This is a genomic window from Micromonospora sp. NBC_00821, from assembly GCF_036347035.1.
Classification (GTDB): domain Bacteria; phylum Actinomycetota; class Actinomycetes; order Mycobacteriales; family Micromonosporaceae; genus Micromonospora; species Micromonospora hortensis.
This window is the reverse complement of the sequence record NZ_CP108880.1, coordinates 4,375,922-4,395,067: the sequence shown is the minus strand read 5'-3', so window position 1 is coordinate 4,395,067 and position 19,146 is coordinate 4,375,922. Positions and strand designations below refer to the sequence as shown.

General features: G+C 72.1%; 18 protein-coding genes. 12 read left to right on the top strand and 6 right to left on the bottom strand.

The genetic code is table 11. The features are described from left to right. Window positions 1-66: 66 nt before the first annotated feature. Window positions 67-603 carry a helix-turn-helix domain-containing protein gene (locus tag OHB44_RS20135; protein WP_124772961.1) on the bottom strand — a complete coding sequence of 179 codons (537 nt, stop codon included), beginning with the start codon at window positions 601-603 and terminating at the stop codon, window positions 67-69. Window positions 604-893: 290 nt separating this feature from the next. Here OHB44_RS20135 and OHB44_RS20130 point away from each other — a divergent pair, with 290 nt between their 5' ends. The 12 genes from OHB44_RS20130 (at window position 894) to OHB44_RS20075 (ending at window position 15,104) form a co-directional block, all read left to right on the top strand. Next, a complete protein-coding gene (locus OHB44_RS20130) occupies window positions 894-2,498 on the top strand; it encodes an ABC transporter substrate-binding protein (protein ID WP_330437851.1) in 1,605 nt (534 codons plus the stop codon). A 10-nt stretch (window positions 2,499-2,508) separates the two neighbouring features. Beyond that, window positions 2,509-3,594: an ABC transporter permease gene (locus tag OHB44_RS20125; RefSeq protein ID WP_210786304.1), complete on the top strand. Its 1,086-nt coding sequence runs from the start codon at window positions 2,509-2,511 to the stop codon at window positions 3,592-3,594. After that, entirely contained in the window at window positions 3,591-4,490 is a 900-nt protein-coding gene (locus OHB44_RS20120) for an ABC transporter permease (RefSeq protein WP_330437850.1), read from the top strand. Before OHB44_RS20125 ends, OHB44_RS20120 begins: the two co-directional genes overlap by 4 nt. 1 nt (window position 4,491) lies before the next feature. Then, window positions 4,492-5,469, top strand: coding sequence for an ABC transporter ATP-binding protein (locus OHB44_RS20115; RefSeq protein WP_238686952.1), 978 nt, complete (start codon window positions 4,492-4,494; stop codon window positions 5,467-5,469). Beyond that, on the top strand, window positions 5,466-6,443 hold the full coding sequence (locus OHB44_RS20110) for an ABC transporter ATP-binding protein (RefSeq protein WP_238686953.1): 978 nt from the start codon (window positions 5,466-5,468) through the stop codon (window positions 6,441-6,443). Before OHB44_RS20115 ends, OHB44_RS20110 begins: the two co-directional genes overlap by 4 nt. Before the next feature lie 8 nt (window positions 6,444-6,451). Further along, complete coding sequence (locus OHB44_RS20105; protein WP_266302132.1) at window positions 6,452-7,690, top strand: amidohydrolase family protein; 1,239 nt, start codon at window positions 6,452-6,454, stop codon at window positions 7,688-7,690. Then, window positions 7,687-9,330 (top strand): DUF885 domain-containing protein, encoded by a 1,644-nt coding sequence (locus OHB44_RS20100; RefSeq protein ID WP_330437849.1) that lies wholly within the window; start codon window positions 7,687-7,689, stop codon window positions 9,328-9,330. Before OHB44_RS20105 ends, OHB44_RS20100 begins: the two co-directional genes overlap by 4 nt. A gap of 39 nt (window positions 9,331-9,369) precedes the next feature. Beyond that, window positions 9,370-9,741, top strand: coding sequence for a nuclear transport factor 2 family protein (locus tag OHB44_RS20095; RefSeq protein WP_330437848.1), 372 nt, complete (start codon window positions 9,370-9,372; stop codon window positions 9,739-9,741). Continuing rightward, entirely contained in the window at window positions 9,738-10,064 is a 327-nt protein-coding gene (locus tag OHB44_RS20090; protein WP_238686957.1) for a TIGR04076 family protein, read from the top strand. Before OHB44_RS20095 ends, OHB44_RS20090 begins: the two co-directional genes overlap by 4 nt. Further along, on the top strand, window positions 10,061-11,053 hold the full coding sequence (locus OHB44_RS20085) for an LLM class flavin-dependent oxidoreductase (RefSeq protein WP_330437847.1): 993 nt from the start codon (window positions 10,061-10,063) through the stop codon (window positions 11,051-11,053). The genes OHB44_RS20090 and OHB44_RS20085 overlap by 4 nt, the downstream gene beginning before the upstream one ends. Window positions 11,054-11,154: 101 nt before the next feature. After that, the gene (locus tag OHB44_RS20080; RefSeq protein ID WP_330437846.1) at window positions 11,155-14,496 is read left to right on the top strand and encodes a S8 family serine peptidase; all 3,342 of its coding nucleotides are present in this window, start codon (window positions 11,155-11,157) and stop codon (window positions 14,494-14,496) included. Between the two features lie 164 nt (window positions 14,497-14,660). Then, window positions 14,661-15,104 carry a DUF1801 domain-containing protein gene (locus tag OHB44_RS20075; RefSeq protein ID WP_238686960.1) on the top strand — a complete coding sequence of 148 codons (444 nt, stop codon included), beginning with the start codon at window positions 14,661-14,663 and terminating at the stop codon, window positions 15,102-15,104. Window positions 15,105-15,114: 10 nt separating this feature from the next. Here the strand turns inward: OHB44_RS20075 and OHB44_RS20070 are convergent, their stop codons facing one another. The 5 genes from OHB44_RS20070 to OHB44_RS20050 form a co-directional block, all read right to left on the bottom strand. Then, a complete protein-coding gene (locus OHB44_RS20070; protein ID WP_238686961.1) occupies window positions 15,115-15,609 on the bottom strand; it encodes a DUF2231 domain-containing protein in 495 nt (164 codons plus the stop codon). Window positions 15,610-15,700: 91 nt separating this feature from the next. Beyond that, window positions 15,701-16,336 carry a LysE family translocator gene (locus OHB44_RS20065; protein ID WP_238686962.1) on the bottom strand — a complete coding sequence of 212 codons (636 nt, stop codon included), beginning with the start codon at window positions 16,334-16,336 and terminating at the stop codon, window positions 15,701-15,703. A 2-nt stretch (window positions 16,337-16,338) separates the two neighbouring features. Continuing rightward, the gene (locus tag OHB44_RS20060) at window positions 16,339-17,085 is read right to left on the bottom strand and encodes a metallophosphoesterase (RefSeq protein WP_238686963.1); all 747 of its coding nucleotides are present in this window, start codon (window positions 17,083-17,085) and stop codon (window positions 16,339-16,341) included. Window positions 17,086-17,174: 89 nt separating this feature from the next. Further along, window positions 17,175-18,218, bottom strand: coding sequence for an SEC-C domain-containing protein (locus OHB44_RS20055; RefSeq protein WP_238686964.1), 1,044 nt, complete (start codon window positions 18,216-18,218; stop codon window positions 17,175-17,177). A gap of 79 nt (window positions 18,219-18,297) precedes the next feature. Then, window positions 18,298-19,128 (bottom strand): NmrA family NAD(P)-binding protein, encoded by an 831-nt coding sequence (locus OHB44_RS20050; RefSeq protein WP_238686965.1) that lies wholly within the window; start codon window positions 19,126-19,128, stop codon window positions 18,298-18,300. Between the last annotated feature and the right edge of the window lie 18 nt (window positions 19,129-19,146).

Sequence of the window (19,146 nt, the reverse complement as noted above, 5' to 3'; positions counted from 1 at the left end):
GCTAGGTCCGCCGGGGCGTCCCGTCGATCCCCTCGCCTGTCCACCATGGTCGGTCAGCGGGGTCGGTCAGGGGGTCGGTGGCGTCACCGCGATGATCAGGTGGGCGCGCTGGTCGCTGGCGTTGCGGTAGAGATGCGCCAGGCGCGAGTCGAAGGTGACCGACTCGCCGGCGGTGAGGGTGTACGACTCACCGCCGATCTCGGCGACGACCTCGCCGGTGATGACGATCGCGCATTCGGTCGACGGGTGCGCCCACGGTTCGGCCGAGCTGGCGTCGCCGGGTGCGAGGTGGGCCTGGAGCACCTCCAGGTCGCCGCGGCCGGGGGTGAGTCGTTCGTAGGTGATCTGGCCGGGTGGCGCGGCCAGTCTGGTCCGGGCGCCGACGCGGCTGACGTGCACGGGTGGCGCCTCGGGCTCGGAGAACAGCTCCGCGATCGAGGTGTCGAAGACCTGGGCGAGCTTCCGCAGGGTGGAGAGGCTGGGGTCGGTCGCGCCGTTCTCGATCTGACTGAGCAGGGCGGGGGACACGTCGGCGGCTGTGGCGAGCTGACGCAGCGTGAGGGAGTGCTGCTGACGCAGATCGCGGAGTCGGTCACCGAGCATGTGTCCTCGTTCCAAATACAGTGTGGCTGAATCTTGATTGACCAAACTATACGGCCATGTTTAGGATCACTAAACATCAGGCGGCGATGTTCAGCTCAAGTGAACAAGCCGCATCGAGGCGCGAACCGGACGCCTGCCGCCCGGTCTACATCCAACCCCGAGACGACGCCCCCGAGAAGCCCGCGACGCCGTCATCCCATCGGCCCGGCCGATGCGTGGTGTCGCCCGCCGGACGTCGACGCCCCGCGGATCCCGCACGGCGGGCCGCGCGATACGAAGGTAGGAACAGCATGTCGGTGTCTCCCCGCCGGCTCCTCGCCGGAGCGTCCGCTCTGGCGACGCTGGCCGTCCTCTCCGTCAGCGCCTGCAGCGCCGGCGGCAGTGGTGGAAACGCGAACGGTACGGCGAAGACCCTCACCGTGAACACCTCGTTCGTGCTCAAGACCCTCGACCCCGGCCGGGTCTACGAGGCAACCGGTCTGACCGCCGTGCACGCCCTCTACGACACCCTGCTCACCTTCAAGGGTTCGGACGTGAGTAAGCCGGTCCCCGCGCTGGCCGAGTCGTACCAGGCGTCGCCGGACGCCACGACGTTCACCTTCAAGCTGCGGCAGGGCGTGACGTTCGCCGACGGCAGCCCGCTCACCGCCGACGACGTCGTCTTCTCGCTCAACCGGTTGAAGAACATCAAGGGCAGCCCCGCGGTCACCGTCAGCGGCCTGACCGTGACCAAGACCGACGACAGCACAGTCGTGGTCGCCTCGGCCACCCCCGACCCGAACATTCCGGTGGTGCTGTCGATGCCGTCGACAGCGGTGATCAATTCCAAGGTCGCCAAGGAGCACGGCGCCCGCGACGGTGCCGACGCCGCCCAGGGCGACACCGCGCAGCAGTACCTGGACACCAACTCCGTCGGCAGCGGCCCGTACGTGCTGAAGTCCTACGACCCCTCGTCGCAGGTGGTGTTGGAGGCCAACCCGAAGTACTGGGGCACGAAGCCGCAGTTCTCCCGGGTGGTGCTGCGCAACATGGATGTGCAGACCCAGAAGCTGACCATGCAGCGCGCCGAGGCCGCCGAGATCTCCCTGGACATCTCCGGCAAGCTCCTCGACGGACTGCCGGGCACCCTGCAGACCTCCGGAGTGCAGGACACCGTCTACTTCCTCTTCCTCAACGCCGACCCGGGCGTCTCGGCGGTCACCTCGAACCCGAAGTTCAACCAGGCCCTGCGCGCCGCGATCGACTACCAGGGCATCGCCGCCCTGTACGGCAAGGGCGCCGCCCCCGGCGCCGGGCTGGTCGCGCCCGCCTTCCCGGGCGCGCTGCCAACCGGCGAGGAGTCCAAGCGGGACGTGGCAAAGGCCAAGGCGCTGCTCACCGAGGCCGGCCTGACCAACCCGACCGTGAAGTTCACCTACCCGGCCATCACCTACAAGGGTGTGGACCTCGGCACTGTGGCCACCAAGGTGCAGGGCGACGCCGCCGAGGCCGGCATCAAGCTGGAACTCAACCCGCAGCCGCTGACCACGTTCCTCGACGAGATGCGCGGCGGGAAGTCACCCCTCGGATTCACCCCGCAGAGCCTGAACTACCCGGTCGCCGACTCACTGATCAACAACATGGCACCGGGCCAGGCGACCGCGCTGCGTTCCGGCTGGACGGTCGAGCGGGCCGACCCGGCAGTGGTGGCCGCCGGCAAGAAGGTCACCGCGACCCTCGACCTGGCCGGCCGGGCCACCGCCATGCAGGAGTGGCAGCGGCTGATGAACGCGTCCTCGCCGTACCTCGTGTTGGCCAGCAACTCCTCCACCGTCGTGGCGACCACTGACCTGACCGGGGCGGACTACACCGCCGCCGGTTGGCAGGTGGACGTCGCCGCGGTCGGCCGCAAGTAGTCCCGACGACATGACGACAGTCCACGACGGTGAGCCGGGCGCGGTCGCCACGACCGCGTCCCGGCCCCGGGGTGCCCACCCGCTGCTGACCTTCCTGGCCAAGCGGGTGGCGGTCACCGCCGGCCTGCTGCTCGGCGTCACAGTGGTGACGTTCGGTCTGGTCAACGTGGTCCCCGGTGACCCGGTCACCGCCAACCTCTCCGACCAGGCGCTCAACGACCCCGCCGCGGTGGCCGCCTTCCGCGAGAAGTGGGGCCTGGACCAGCCGCTCTGGGCCCAGTACCTGCACTACCTGGGCAACCTGCTGCACGGCGACCTCGGCCACTCCCAGCAGACCGGGCGGGCCGTCCTGGACGACCTGCTGCACTACGTGCCGGCGACCCTGGAACTGGCTCTGCCGAGCATGGTGCTGGCGCTGCTCATCGGCACCGGTGTCGGCATGCTCGCGGCGGTCCGCAACGGCCGGTTCACCGACCAACTGGTCCGGGTCGGCGCCCTGCTCGGGCTGTCAACCCCGCCGTTCTGGCTGTCCCTGGTGGTGCTCTACGTCTTCTTCTACCAGCTCGGCCTGGCCCCCAGCGGCGGACGACTCTCCACGGACTTCAGCCCGCCGCCCACCGTCACCGGCATGTACACCGTCGACGGGGCGCTCGCCGGGCAGTGGGACGTCGCCTGGGACGCCGCCCAGCACCTGTCCCTACCGGTGCTCGTGCTGACCTCGCTGACGGTGGCGATGCTGGTCCGCTTCGTCCGCTCGGCGATGCTCGAGGTGCTCCAGCAGGACTACATCCGGGCCGCGTACGCCAAGGGTCTGCCGACCCGGGTGGTGCTGCGCCGGCACCTGCTGCGCGCCGGCCTCGTCCCGGTGGTCACCGTCTCCGGCCTGGCGTTCGCCTCGCTGCTCTCCGGGACGGTGCTGGTCGAGAGCATCTTCGGCTGGCCCGGCGTCGGCCAGTACGCGTACCGCAGCGCCACGGCGCTGGACCTGCCCGCGATCCTCGGCGTCAGCCTCTTCGTGGCACTGGTCTACACGCTGGTCAACCTGACCGTCGACCTGCTGTACGGGCTCATCGATCCGAGGATCCGGTTGTCATGACGACACGTGCAGACCCGAAGGCGGAGCAGGCCCTGGGCCGACGCCGCTGGCTCGGCCGACTGCGTGGCGGCTCGACCAGCCGACCGGTCTGGCGTCAGCCGGTCACAGTGGTGGCGTTGACCATCCTCGGTGGGTGGTTGCTGCTGGCGTTGCTCGCCGACGTCGTCGCACCGTACGACCCGCTGGCGCAGAGCGCCGACACGTACGCGTCGCCCTCCGGGGCGCACTGGTTCGGCACCGACTCGCTCGGCCGCGACATCCTCAGCCGGGTCGTCCACGGCGCCCGCCTGTCCATTCCGCTGGCCCTGGCGATCGTTTTCCTTGCCCTGCTTGTCGGCGGGCTGCTCGGGCTGGTCGCCGGATACGTCGGCCGGTTCGTCGACGAGGCGCTGATGCGCCTGACCGACCTGGTGTTCGCGTTCCCGCAGATCATCCTGGCCATGGCGGTGACGGCGGCATTCGGCCCGAACACCCGCAACGCCGTGCTGGCCCTTGTCATCGTCTCCTGGCCGGTCTACGCCCGGGTGATCCGCAGCGCCGTGCTGAGCATGCGCGGCGACGACTACCTCAACGCCGCCCGCCTGCTCGGCGTCGGGCCGATCCGGGCGTTGCGCCGCGACGTGCTGCCCAACAGCATCGGCCCGGCGATCGTGCTGGCCACCCTGGAGCTGGGCAACGCGGTGCTGCTGCTCGCGGCCCTGTCGTTCCTCGGCCTGGGCCCGCGCCCGCCGGCCGCCGAGTGGGGCTCGATGGTGGCCCTCGGCGCGCAGGACCTGTCGATGTGGTGGGTCAGCGTGTTCCCCGGCCTCGCCATCCTCACCGTGGTGATGGCCTTCAACGTGCTCGGCGACGCGCTGCGCGACCGGCTCGACCCCCGCTACACGAAGGGACGCTGAGGTGGCACCGCTGCTCGACGTCGACTCCCTGGCCGTCACTCTGCCCTCACCGCGTGGCCCGCTGCCGATCCTGCACGACGTGTCGTTGACAGTCGACGAGGGGGAACTGGTCGGCATCGCGGGGGAGAGCGGCTGCGGCAAGAGCCTCACCGCGCAGACCCTGCTCGGGCTGCTGCCCCCGGGGGCTGCGGTCACCGGCTCGGCCCGGTACGCCGGCACCGAACTGCTGAACCTGGACGCCCGGGGCTGGCAGCGGGTCCGTGGCGCCGGCATCGCCATGGTCTTCCAGGATCCGAGCGCGGCCCTGCACCCGATGCTCACGGTCGGGCGGCAGCTCACCGAGCACATGCGGGTGCACCTGCGGATGGACCGTCGAGCTGCCGGCCGCCGCGCGGTGGAGCTGCTCGATCAGGTTCGCATCCCGGACCCGGAGCGGGCGCTGCGCGCGTACCCGCACCAGTTCTCCGGCGGAATGCGGCAGCGGGTGGCCATCGCCATCGCGCTGGCCGCCCGGCCCCGACTGCTGATCGCCGACGAACCGACTACCGCCCTCGACGTCACGGTGCAGGCCGGCATCCTCGCCCTGCTGGAACGGCTGCGCGCCGAGACCGGGCTGGCCGTCGCGTTCATCACCCACGACCTCGGGGTGCTCAGCGCCCTCACCACCCGTGGCTACATCTTCTACGCCGGACGGGTCGTCGAGACCGGCCCGACGGGCAGCCTGCTCACCGCCCCCACCCACCCGTACACGGCCGCGTTGCTCGGCGCCCGACCGCACGGCACCCAGACCGGCGGGACGTTGCGGCCCATCCCGGGCGCACCGCCGGCACCCGGAGAGGCGCCGCCGGGCTGCCCGTTCCAACCCCGCTGCGAGTACGCCGAACCGTCCTGCGGCGAGGCCCCGCCCCCGCTCACCCCCGCCGGAGCCGACCGATCGGTGGCCTGCGTGGTCCGTCCGCACCTGGAGGTGGCCGCGTGAACACCACAGCGCCCGCGCGACTGTCCTTCACCGACGTGGAGGTCGAGTACCGATCCCGAGGGCGTGGCCGGGTGCGGGCCGTCGCCGGGGTCAGCCTGGAGGTGTCGCCCGGCCAGATCGTCGGGCTGGTCGGCGAGTCCGGCTGCGGCAAGTCCACACTGGCCCGCGTCGCGGTCGGGCTGAGCGCACCGAGCGCCGGCACCGTCGAGTACGCCGGCCGACCGGTCACCCCGCTGGGCTGGCGGCCCCGCTCCGGCGCCGAGGTCGGCCTCCAGATGGTCTTCCAGAACCCGTACGCCTCGCTGAACCCCCGGCGCACCATCGGCTCCCAACTCCTCGACGGCGTGCCGGCTGCGGTCACCGGGTCGGCCCGCCGAGCCCGGGTGCACGAGCTGCTCGAACGGGTGGCCATGCCGACCAGTGCCGCCCAGCGGTATCCGCACCAGTTCTCCGGCGGCCAGCGGCAGCGGCTGGCGATCGCTCGCGCGCTCGCCCCGGAACCCCGGATGATCATCGCGGACGAGCCGGTCACCGCGCTGGACGCCTCGTCCCAGGCCCAGGTGGTCAACCTGCTCGTCGGGCTGGTCCGCGACCTCGACATGGGCATGCTCTTCATCTCCCACGACCTGGCGCTGGTGCACGAGATCGCCGACGTGACCGCCGTGATGTACCTGGGCCGGATCGTCGAGGCAGCACCCACCCGCGAGCTGTGGCGCGAGCCCCGACACCCGTACACCCGGGCGTTGATCGACGCGGTGCCGCAGATCGGGACCACCCCGCGCCTGCCCGCCATCCTCGCCGGGGAGGTGCCCGACCCGGCCAACGCGCCCACCGGGTGCCGTTTCCGGCCACGCTGCCCGCACGCGTTCGCGCCCTGCGGGGAGCAGCCACCCACAGTCGACCTGGGCGGCCGCAGCGTCGCCTGCTGGCTCACCGACTCCGCGACGGCCCCGACCGCCGCGCGCTCACTCTGAGGACGCTCATGCGCAAGCCCACCGAACAGGTCCTGGTCAATCTCGCCCTCTACGACGGTGTCCAGGACGCCCTCCAACCGGATCGCGGCATCTGGATCGACGCCGAGGGGATGATCCGTGCCGTCGGTCAGGTCGACGACGTCCTCGCCGAGGCCGGCGCGGCCCGCGTGGTCGACCTGGGCGGCGAGCACGTCATGCCGGGTCTGACCAACATGCACGTCCACCTCTCGCTGGGGCTGCCCGGCCACCTCGCCGACACGGTGCACGGCGCGAACCTGGCCGAGCTGGTGCTGCTGATGGCCGACTCGGCCCGGCGCACCCTGCACTCCGGTGTCACCACCGCCCGCCTCGTCGGGGAGAGCCGATACGCCGACTTCGCCCTACGCAGGGGGATCGAGGCCGGTGCTGTCGACGGCCCGCGCATCTTCACCGCCGGGCACGCGCTCTGCTGCACCGGCGGGCACGGCTGGGACGCCGACGCCCTGGAGGCCGACGGCGCTGACGGGTTCCGGCGGGCCACCCGCGAACAGCTCCGCGCCGGCGCCGACCTGATCAAGGTCTGCATCTCCGGCGGGATCGCCGGCCAGCACGAGGCGATCGACACCCCGCAGCTGCTCGACGACGAGATGGCAGCTGTCATCCGCGTGGCGCACGACTGGGGGCGCAAGGTCACCGCGCACGCCGGCCCGGCCGACTCGGTCCGCCGCGCCGTCGAGCTGGGCCTCGACTGCGTCGAGCACGGGTACGAGCTGACCGACGACGTCACCCGACTGATGGCCGACCGGGGTGTCTGGTACGTGCCGACGATCGTGGTGAGCCGCTGCGAGCAGTTCTTCCGCGACTCCGGGGTGCCCGGCTGGCTGATGGACCGGGCCCTCGCGGCCGGTCCCCGGCACTGGGAGAGCCTCCAGCACGCCATCCGCAACGGCGTGCCGATCGCCCTGGGCAGCGACATGCCCCCGCACGCCGGCTACGACGAGACCACAGCGACCGTTCGCGAACTGGAGTTCATGGTGGACGCGGGGATGCCCGTCGCGGACGCGCTCAAGGCCGCCACCACCCGCCCCGCGCAGTGGCTGGGTCGTGCCGACACCCTCGGCACCGTCGAGGCCGGCAAGCACGCCGACCTGCTGGTGCTGCGCGACGACCCGACCCGCTCGGTCTCCGCGTTGCGCACCCTGCACGCGGTGCTGAAGGGCGGGGTGGCGTACCGCGACGACCACGGCCGGCTCGGCGTACCGCGATGAGTAGCATCACCCAGGTCGCCGACGGGTACCTCGACGCGCTCGCCGAGCTGGACCCACAGGCGGCCGAGGCGGTGGGGCGTACGCCCGCGTCGCACGTCCCGGATCTCTCGCCGGAGGGGTTCGACGCCCGCGCCGAGCTGGCCCGACGCACCGCGACGGCCGCCGCCGCGGCGACCACCCACGGCCCCGGTGAGCGATCCCTGGCCGATGCCCTGCTGGACCGGCTGGCCAGTGAGGTCGACCTGTACGACGCGGGCTTCACCACCCGACTGCTCGCCCCGCTGGCCACCCCGGTGCACCTGCTCCGGCAGCTCTTCGACACCCTGCCCCGGCACACCGAGGACGACTGGGCGGTGGTCGCCGTCCACCTGCGCCAGGTGCCCGAGGCCCTCGCCCGGTACGCCGAAACGCTGCGTCGGTCGGCGCAGCGCGGACAGTTGGTCGCCCGCCGGCAGGTGCTCGTGGTCGCCAACCAGTGCATGGCCTGGACCCGCGCGGACTTCTACGGGCGGCTGGTGGACGGCTACTCCGGCGGCCCACTCGCCGCGCAGCTGCAATTGGGTGCGCGGCTGGCGACCGCCGCCACCGCCGGTTTCGCCGCGTTCCTCCGCGCCGAGCTGGCACCCGCCGCATCCGCTGTGGACGGTGTGGGCGGCGACCTCTACCGGGTCACCGCCCGCAGCTTCCTCGGCGCGACGGTCGACCTGGACGAGGTGTACGCGTACGGCTGGGCGGAGTTGGCCCGCACCGCCGCCGAGCTGCGGACCGTCGCGGGCGAGTTGGGCCACTCGCGGGTGGCCGCCGCGCGGGCGGCCCTGGACGCCGACCCGGCCGGTCGGGTGGCGGCCGGGCCCGCCCTGGAGGAGTGGCTGCGCCAGCGCACCGAGCAGCTGACTGATGCCCTCGACGGCACCCACTTCGACATTCCGTCCGCCACGCGCCGGGTGGTGTGCCGGATCAGCCCCGCCACGTCCGGGGTCATGTACTACACGCCTCCCGACCCGGCGTTGACGCGTCCCGGCGCGATCTGGTGGTCGGTGCCCACCGGCGAGTCGACGGTGCCGGTGTGGCGGCACGTCGGCACGCTCTGCCACGAAGGGTTACCCGGCCACCACCTGCAGCACGCCGTCACCCTCACCACCGCCGCCCTGCACCCGTGGCAGCGCACCCTGTGCCAGGTGCACGGGTACGCCGAGGGGTGGGCGCACTACGCCGAGCGCCTCGCCGACGAGATCGGCCTGTACGCCGGCCCGGCCGAGCGGCTCGGCATGCTCGACGGTCAGATGTGGCGGGCCGCTCGCGTGGTCATCGACCTGGGCCTGCACCTCGGGCTGCCGATCCCGGCCGGCAACGGTTTCACCGAGGAACGCCGCTGGACGCCCGCGCTCGCGGTGGACGTCCTCACCCGCGTCGCCGGCCTGGACGCCGAGACCGCGCGCTTCGAGGTCGACAGGTATCTCGGCTGGCCGGCGCAGGCCCTGGCCTTCAAGGTCGGCGCGCGACTGTGGCACCAGGCCCGCCGCGACGCCGAGCGTCGCGAGGGTGCGGCCTTCGACCGGAAACGCTTTCACCACACCGCGTTGGCGCTCGGACCCATGGGACTGGATCCGCTCCGCGCCCGCCTTGCCGACCTGCCCTGACCCCCCGCACCGCCGTACCCGATCGGAAGTGACAAGCCGATGAGCGATGAGCTCCGCACCACCATCACCGACCTGTACCGGTCCCTCGGCGACCGGCAGGCCTTCGACGCGCACCTGCACCCCGACCTGACGTTCTGGGAGTCCGACGCCGACGGACTGCTGTCCGGCCTGCCGGCGCTCGACGACCTGCGGGACCGGCGGGCGACCCGGGCGACGGGGCCGGCGCCGATCTCGGTGGCGCCGGAACACCTGCGCGCCGACGCCTGGGGCGACACCGGTCTGGTCCGCTACGTGCTGCGGGCCCGCTTCGCCGACAACCGGCCGGACGAGTGCTTCCGGGTGACCGACGTCCTGCGCCGCGAGGACGGCTCCTGGCGCATCGTGCACCACCACGCGGAGGCCGTGCGATGAGCGCCGAGGAACCCACCACCGACCTGTACGACCTGCGGATCGTGGTCGAGCGGATCGAGGGCCGCTCGGTGTGCGGCCTGAAACCGGGCGACCACATCGACCTGACCGGCTCCAACCGACTCACCATCCCCGCCGGGGGGCACTTCTGCCTCTACGCCCTGGCGGCGTGCCTGCCGTTGCTGCCGGCGAAGCAGCGGGCGCTGGCCGAGGGCGACTGGATGGCCCGGGACAGCCACGTCGCCTGCCCGGACCCGGACGAGCGGCTCATCATGCGCATCGAACGAACCGGCCTTCAGCGCATCCCCACCGAGGAGTTGACGTGAGCGCTGGGCTGGTCGGCATCGGCCTACAGTCCGACAAGTCCGCCGACGAGTACGCGGAGCTGGCCGAACTGACCGAGCGGCACGGCTTCGACGTGCTGTCGGTCTTCGGTGACCTGATGTACCAACCCCCGATCTTCCCGCTGCTGGTGGCGGCCCGGCACACCCGGCGGATCCGCCTGGGCGCGGCGTGCCTCAACCCCTTCACCATGCACCCGGTGGAGGTGGCCGGTCAGGTAGCCGCGCTGGACCTGGCCTCGCGGGGCCGGGCGTACCTGGGCCTGGCGCGGGGCACCTGGCTCAACGAGATCGGTGTGCCGCAGGTCCGTCCGATCCGGCGCATCGTCGAGACGGTCGCCGTCGTACGGCTGCTGCTCGCCGGCGACGACAGTGGTTTCCAGGGCGGGGAGTTCACAGTCGCGCCGGGCACCTCGCTGCGGTACACACCGGCCCGTGCCGACGTGCCGGTTCTCGTCGGCACGTGGGGGCGGCAAACCGCCCGGGCAGCGGCGGGCTTCGCCGGCGAGGTCAAGGTCGGTGGGTCGGCCAACCCGGCGATGGCCCGGATGATGCGCGCCTGGCTGGACGACGCGGCGGTCGCCGACCCGGACGGCACCGGTGTCGTGCTCGGCGCGGTCACCGTCGTCGACGAGGACGGCGCGCTGGCGCGCCGGGTGGCCCGCCGTGAGGTGGCCATGTACCTCGCGGTGGTCGCCGCCCTCGACCCGACGATCGAGGTGGACCCGGAGCTGCTGGGCCGGATCAAGCAGCACGTCGGCCGGCGGGAGGACGACCTCGCCGGCGCGCTGATCGGCGACGACCTGCTCGATCTGTTCGCCTTCTCCGGCACGCCCGAGCACGTCGCCGGACAGGCCGCGGCGGTGTTCGACGCCGGGGCGAGCCGGGTGGAGTTCGGCACCCCGCACGGGTTGACGCCGCACGGCGGCATCGACCTGCTCGGCAGGCGGGTGCTCCCACTGTTACGGGCGTGAAAACCTCCTCGTCGAAGGCTCCCCGAAGATCGTTCACCTGCATATGATCTTGCCGGAGTCGTCCGAAGAGGCGGCTTCGTCCACATTAGACGAGGAGCGACATGCTCAGGAAAACGCGATGGCTGTTGGCCGTCGCCGTCACGGCCACGACGCTGACCGCCCTACCGGGCGGCGCCGCCACGGCCGGACCCAGCGACATCGGTCGGACCGGCGCACCCGCAGCCACGGCCGACGGCAAGACGCACACCGTCACCCTGCTGACCGGGGACGTGGTGACCGTACGAGACACCGGATCCGGCTGCCCACAGGCCACAATCCGGCCGGCCGACGAGAACGCGGTGATCCACCAGAGCTGCGGCCCCGACGGTCACCTGCACGTCATCCCCGCCCGCGTCGCGTCCCAACTCGGCTCGGTCCTCGACCCCGACCTGTTCGACGTCACCACGCTGATCGCCGACGGCTACGACGACGACAACGCCGCCGAGCTGCCGCTCATCGTGCAGCCCGCCACCGCGTCCGCCCGGGTGGCCGCGCTCGGTGACGTGCTGTCGTTGCCCAGCATCGGTGCGGTCGCCGGCCGCGTACCCAAGAAGAGCCCGGCCACGGCGAAGCTCGCCACCAACTCGCTGCTCGCCGGCGCGAAGAAGGTCTGGCTCGACCGCAAGGTCCGGGCCACCGCCCTGACCGGCGGTGGGCGACCGGCCGGCCTGGACCGCAACCTGGGCCAGATCGCCGCGCCGGACGCCTGGAAGGCCGGCTACACCGGCAAGGGCGTCCGGGTAGCGGTGCTCGACACCGGTGCCGACTTCACCCACCCGGACCTGGTCGGCCGGGTCGCCGACCGGGCCGACTTCACCGTCGAGGGCGGTGACGCCGTCGACCACAACGGCCACGGTACGCACGTCGCCTCGACCATCGCCGGCACCGGCGCGGCCGCCCACGGTCAGCGTCGCGGCGTGGCACCGGACGCCAAGCTGGTGGTCGGCAAGGTTCTCGACGACAACGGCTTCGGCGACGACTCCGGCATCATCGCCGCCATGGAGTGGGCCGCCACCCGGGCCGACGTCATCAACATGAGCCTCGGCGGCAGCGACCCGGACGACGGCAGCGACCCGCTGTCGCTCGCCGTCGACGCTCTGAGCAAGTCCACCGGCGCGCTCTTCGTCATCGCCGCCGGCAACAGCGGCGGCGCCATCTCCTCGCCGGGCTCGGCCGCCAGCGCGCTGACCGTCGGCGCTGTCGACCGCAACGACAAGCTCGCCGACTTCTCCAGCCGCGGGCCGCTGGTCACCAGCAACGTGGCCAAGCCGGAACTGGTCGCCCCCGGCGTCGACATCGTCGCCGCCCGGGCCGCCGGCACCAACCTCCAGGACCCGATCGACAGGTACTACGAGGCCATCAGCGGCACCTCGATGGCGAGCCCGCACGCGGCGGGCGCCGCCGCGCTGCTCGCCCAGCGCCACCCGGACTGGAGCGGTGAGCGACTCAAGGCCGCCCTCGTCGGCGCCGCCGACCCGCTCAGTGGCATCGACCCGTACGCCGTCGGCGCCGGTCGGCTCAACGCGGTCCGGGCCCTCGGCGGCACCACCAGCAACCAGCCGGTGGTCAACCTCGGCACCTTCGCCCACCCGCAGTCCGGGACCAGCGAGACGAAGCTGACCTGGACCGGTGAGTCGACGGCCGTTCTCGACCTCGACGTGTCGATCGTCAACCACGACGGCCAACCGGTGCCGCGCGGCGCGGCGTCGCTCTCGACGACCCGGCTGACGCTCAAGCACGGCGCCACCGCCGCGGCGACCCTGCGAGTCAACCGTGCGGCGCTGGCCGCCCGACCGGGCTTCTACCTGGCCACCGTCAGCGCCCGTTCCGGCCGCAAGCTGGTCGCGACGACCCCGGTGAGTTTCTTCGTCGAGCAGCCCAGCTACGACCTGACGATCCAGACGAAGCCGATGCCGGGCCTGAAGGACGGCGCGGAGAGCTGGATCAACCTGATGGTCACCAACCTCACCGACCCGGTGATCTACTACGGCGGCGCGGGCGGCACGCCCGGAGACACCTTCACGGTGCGGGTGCCGGCCGGCCGGTACGCGATCCTCGGCTCGTCCGTCGCCTACTACGTCGACAGCGACGTCCTGGAGACGACGCTCGCCGCCGAAACCGACCTGGAGGTGCGCGGCGCCCGAAGCGTGACGCTCGACCCGGCGCGGGCCAAGCCGGTGACGGCGACTGTCGACGGGGTGCCCACCACGCCCACCCGGACCGACCTCACCAACGTCCAGACCGCGCCGAACGGCCTGTCCTGGTGGCACCAGATCAGCGGGTACGGGGCGAAGACGACGGTCCGCACCACAGCGCTGCCCAAGCCCACCGTCGGCTCCCGGCGCACCTGGGCGGCGGTCAACCTGGACTCGCCGGCCGGCACCGCCACGCCGTACCGCTACAACCTGGTGCACGAGTACGCGGTCGGCGTGCCGACCGACCCCGCCTTCCGGGTGAACATGGCCGAGCAGGCCACACTCGCCCGGATCGAGGAGCGCTTCCACCAGGTGGACTCGGAGGGGATGGTCACCCAACTGATCCGCAGCGGCTTCACCGCGGACGGGGTGCCGGTGACGCAGACCCACGAGGGCAACCTGCCGCCGTACCGCACCGACTACCTCTCGGCCGGCTACCGCTGGGCCGACGAGGGTGTCTACGGTGGTCTGTCGGCCCAGGAAGCCCCCCGCACCTACCAGCCGGGCAGCCGTCAGACCAAGGTCTGGGCGCGGCAGCCGCTGCACTCCGGCTGGTACGACGACCCGGCCGGCGTCGACCACAGCTGCGCCACCGCGCCGGCACGGACCCGGGGCAACCTGCACATCGACCTGGTGTCGCTGACCGACCAGCACCAGCGGGCCGACTGCCTCCAGGGCTCCGCGATCGGGGTGAACCGCAAGCTGTCGTTGTACCGCGACGGGAAACTGGTCGAGGAGCGGGACCGCCCGCTCGCCGACTTCACAGTGCCGCAGCAGGTGGCCGACTACCGGCTGACCCTCGACGTCGACACGAGCCTGATCCTGCCGATCTCCACTAAGGTCAACACGTCGTGGACGTTCCGGTCGGCCGGGCCGGACGGCACCGGGAGCGTCCCGCTGCCGCTGCTCGCCGTGGACTACGCGCTGCCGATGGACACCAACAACCACGCCACCGGCGGAACGGCGGAACTCGCCGTCCGGCAGATGCGGGGCATCAAGGCGCAGAAGGTGACGTCGTTCCAGGTCTGGACCTCGACGGACGACGGTGCCACCTGGAAGTCGGCCTGGGTCACCGGCAGCGGCGACAGCTACCGGGTCGCGCTGCCGACGGCCGTCGCCGGGCAGCCCGTGTCGTTGCGGGTGAAGGCCGCAGCCAACGGCGGTAGCGGAATCGACCAGACCATCATCCGGGCGTACCACGCCGGCTGATCGTCGACACTGTGGTGCGGCCCGGCTCCGGCCGGGTCGCACCACATTGCCGTCGGAGCGGTGCTCATCTCGGGGTGGCTCGTGGCGCTCTCCTGGCGAACACGCGACGAGGTTGCCTGACCGTTGAGGCGGTTCTCGTCGTAGGCAGGTGACAGCATCACGTCATGGCCACAGCGAAGCAGCCAGCAACCGTTCCGACCGCGATCAGCGTCGACGACTTCCTGGCCAGCATCCCCGACGAACGTAGGCGGGCCGACGCAGGGCGGCTCCGCGCGATCATGGGTGAGCTGACCGGGGAGCCGGCGGTGATGTGGGGCCCGAGCATCGTCGGCTTCGGCAGCTACCACTACACCTACGAGAGCGGGCGTAGTGGCGACGCGGCCCTGGTGGGGTTCTCGCCGCGCAAACAACACCTCGTCCTCTACCTCACCGGCGACGGTCTCGAGGAGCGGGACGCCGCGCTCCTTGCCCGGCTCGGCTCGCACCGCGCCGGAAAGGGGTGCATCTACCTGAAGCGGCTCGACGACGTCGACGAGAGCGTGCTGCGGCAGCTGATCGAGCGGACCGTCCAGGCGCACAGGGGCGTCGACCGGGCCAGCCGCCGATGAACCGCCGACGTCACTGGCCCTCCCAGACCGCCTTCGCCCCGGAGTCGCCGGTGCGCACCACGTAATACACGGTGACGGCGGCGGCCACCAGCGACAACACCTGCAACGCCAGGGTCAGCGGCTGACGGGGCCGTCCATCCGCGCTGGCGTCGGCGGCCCTCGGCGGGACGAGCCGGACCAGCGCCAGGGCCACCACGCCCAACCCGATGCTGGTGTAGAGCGTCATGTCACCGAACTCCTGGTGCGCCTCCAGCTTCGGCAGGAACTCGGGGGTGACCCGGTTGGCGGCGCGCAGCCGCTCGAGGAAGGCGTCGCCGGAAAGCTTCGTCAGCAGGGCGGCGACCGGCGCGCCCACGGCCAGCAGCCCCAGCACCCACCGGGTGTGCGGCCGGATCGGCGGGACGAACGCGTAACCGACAGTCAGCAGGGCCAGCAGCGGCACGAACGCGACAGCGGCGTGCAACAGCAGAGGGTGGGCCGGGATGCCCATGAACTCCTCGAACATCGGCGTCTCCTCCGGTGGCATCGGCCTGGACGTTGATCGTCCACACAGGGACGCTATCGGTACCACGCGGGCGTGTCATCCCGGCGATCGCTCAGGTCGCCGCCGCACGGACGCCGAGGCCGACCAGCAGCACGCCGGTCAGCCGATCGAGCAGTCGTCGCACCGATGCGGTGCGCAGCAACCGGGCGGCGGCGCCGGAGACGACCGTCCAGCCGGCGAGCCAACAGGTGGCAAACGCGGCGTGCGCGGTGGCGAGCAGCAGCATCGGCACCAGCACCGGTCGGCCCGGTTCGAGGAACTGTGGCGCCAACGTCAGGTAGATGGCGGCGGCCTTGGGATTCAGCACGTTGCCGAGCAACCCTTGCAGGTACGGGTGGTCCACGCGCCAGGGCAGCCTTCGGGCGGAAACCGCCGGCCGCCGTCCCGCCCGCACGCGACGGCGTGACGCGGACCAGAGCATCCAGAGCCCGAGCCCGACCAGGTAGGCAGCGCCGACCAGCTTGACCACCCAGAACGCCTGCGACGAGCGGAGCACCAGCGCGGCCAGGCCGACAGCGGCCAGCGTGGCGTGCACGTAGAGCCCGGTCACCGTACCCAGGATCACCCACCAGCCCTGCCGCCGCCCGCCGCTGGCGACCCGCGAGACGACCAGGGTCAGGCTCGCGCCCGGCGTGGCGGTGATCGGCGCGACGGCGAGCAGGAAGCCGAGCACCGCGACCCCGTGCACGCTCAAACCACCACCCGGTAGTGGGTGGTGAGCAGCCCGGCGTCGTCGTACACGTGGAACGCGACGCCGGGCGGTTGCGTCTGGGTGGTCAACGGGCCCTCGCCCTCCCACGGCATCCGCAGCGTGGAGACCACACCAGGGGCGATCCGCAGTGGACGGCCCGCGAAGGTGCTCGCGGCAGCGGTGTGGAAATGCCCGGTCAGCACCGCGACGACCTGCGGGTGGGCGGCGACGAGTTCGGCCAGGGGGTCGGCCGGCAGAAGCCGCATCGGGTCGATGACCGGGTGGTGCAGCACCACCGGCGGGTGATGCAGGGCGATGAACGTCGGCGTTGCGGCCGACACCGAACCCAACTCGTCGGCGAGCCAGGCCATCGTCTCCTCGTCCAGGTGACCGTCGTCCGCGCCGGGCACTGAGGAGTCGGCGAGGAGGAAGACCGCCCCGGCCACGTCGTGGCGGGCGTTGATCGGGCCCGCGCCGCCGCGGTCGTCACCGAGCAGACCCTTGCGGTACGCGTCGCGCACGTCGTGGTTGCCGGGGCAGACCATGACCGGCAGCGGGGAGTCGAAGAGCCTCGCGGCGGTCTCGTACTCGGCCACCTCGCCGTGCTCGGCGACGTCCCCGGTGATCAGGATGGCGTCGACAGGTCGCGGCAGGCCGTGCAGGTAGTCCATGACCCGGGCGGTCCGCTCGGCCGACCGGGGATGGCAGTCGAGGTGGGTGTCACTGAGATGCGCGATGACCAGCACGAAGGCCCTCCTAATGGCTATTGGTGTCGAAGCCGTTAGGGACGCTACTCCGGGTCAGGTCGGCCACCGCAGCGCGATAGCCGCCGCGGTCAGCTCCGCGAGCGCGGCAGGCAGTCCTTCTTGTACTTGAGACCCGACCCACACCAGCAGGCGTCGTTGCGCTCCGGCGGCCAGGCGATCCGTGCGCTGGGCCGCGCCGACACCTCGGCCGCGTAGCCGGCCCGGACCGCCGCGTCGGCCGGATCGCCGCCGCGCCGACCGGCGAACGCGGTCAACCCGGCCACCGTCGCGCCGAACACGCCCAACCCCGCCTGACCGGCACCCCGCAGCCGAACCAACTCCGTCTCCAACCGGCCCCGGTGAGCGTCCCAGTCCGGCCCGTACACCTCGGTGAGGGCGGGGTGCTCGGCGAGCAGGCGATCGAACTCGGCCCTCGGCCAGAAGAGCAGATCCGACTCGGCGTCCCGACGCTCCCCGGCCCGACGCACGAGCTGGGTCTCCAACCGGTCCGCCAGGTCGTCCTGCCGGTCGTGCGGCAGGTTCAGATTCCGGCGTACCCGATGCCGTTGCTGCAACAGGAAGAAGGTGACACCGGGCGCGTCCGGCGGACCGAGATCGACCACCGGGTCGATCGTGGTGCTGGCCGGCCCGGACGCGGCGGTCGCGCGTTCGTTGAGCACTGTGTCGACCGCCTCGCTCAGCCACGTCTCGGCGGTCGCCGAACGCCCACCGGCGTCCAGCGCGGCGCTGACGTAGGCGGGAGCGTCGGGCTGCACGAGCAGCAACGGGCGCAACGCGGTCAACTCCGCCATCGCCTCGTCGTCGCGCCCACCGGCCCGGAACAGGGCGCGGGCCCGCAGCGCCCGGGCGAACCCGGCCCGAGGATCATCGCCGGACGGATACGCCTCCAGGGCCTGCTCGGCGTACCGCAGCGCGGCCTCGGGCCTGGCCCGGATCTCCGCGATCTCGGCGGCCAGTGTCAGCGCGTCCCCGGCGTCGTCCGGGTCCTCCAGCCGGCCCTGCTCGGCGGCCTGCGCGAGGGTGGCGGCGACACCGAGCGGATCGGCCTTCCCGAGCGCCGAACGGCGAAGGTCGGCGAGGTCAGCCTTGGTGAGTATCTCTCTCGTCGGCACGATCTCACGGTACGTCGGGGTGCTCACGGTATGCGGGCAGATCACCTGTTACGCCGCTCTCATGCCGCCCGGGGGCGGGCTACGACCACGCGCCGGCCGCCGCAGCCCGGGTGGCGTAGGTGTCGAAGTCGAGCGGGTCCCGTCCGAGAACCCGACGCACCCCGTCGGTCGGTTCGGCGAGATGGCCCGCCCGCATCCCGGCGAACAGGGCGTTCAGCGCCGTGGCCGTCTCCGCCGGATAACCCTCGGCGAGCAGCTCGACGTGGTACTGCTCCGGGGTGAGTTCCACGTAGCGGATCGAATGGCCGGTCACCCGGGCGATCGTCGCCACCGCCTCGGCGAAGGTGAGCGCACGAGGACCGGACAGGTCGTACACCTGTTCGTGGTGACCGGGCGACGTCAACAGGGTCGCGGCCACATCGGCGACGTCCTGGACGTCGACGAACGGCTCCGGCGTGGCGCCCATCGGCAGGGCCAGCCGACCGTCGAGCAGTGGTTGGCGCCACAGGTCCTCGCTGAAGTTCTGACTGAAGTTGTTCGCCCGGATGATCGTCCACTCGATGCCGGACTTCCGCACCGCCTCCTCGGCGGCGAGCATGCCGGGGGAGAAGCCATCGACTCGGTCGATTCCCCGGCCGGAGAGCGCCACGAACCGGCCGACACCCGAGTCGACCGCCTGGGTCACGAAGTCGGCCGCCGGCGCGGGGTCCTCCGGAGCCAGCAGATAGACCGCCGAGGCGCCCTCCAGGGCCGGCTGCCAGGTGGCCGGCCGCGACCAGTCGAACCGCACCTCACCCGAGCGGGAGGCCGCCCGGACGTGCCGGCCCGTCGCCCGCAGCGTCCGGACCAGCCGGCGACCGGTCTTGCCGGTGCCGGCCATCACGAGAATCGAAGGTGCGTCAGTCGTCATGACCACGAGTCAACGCGC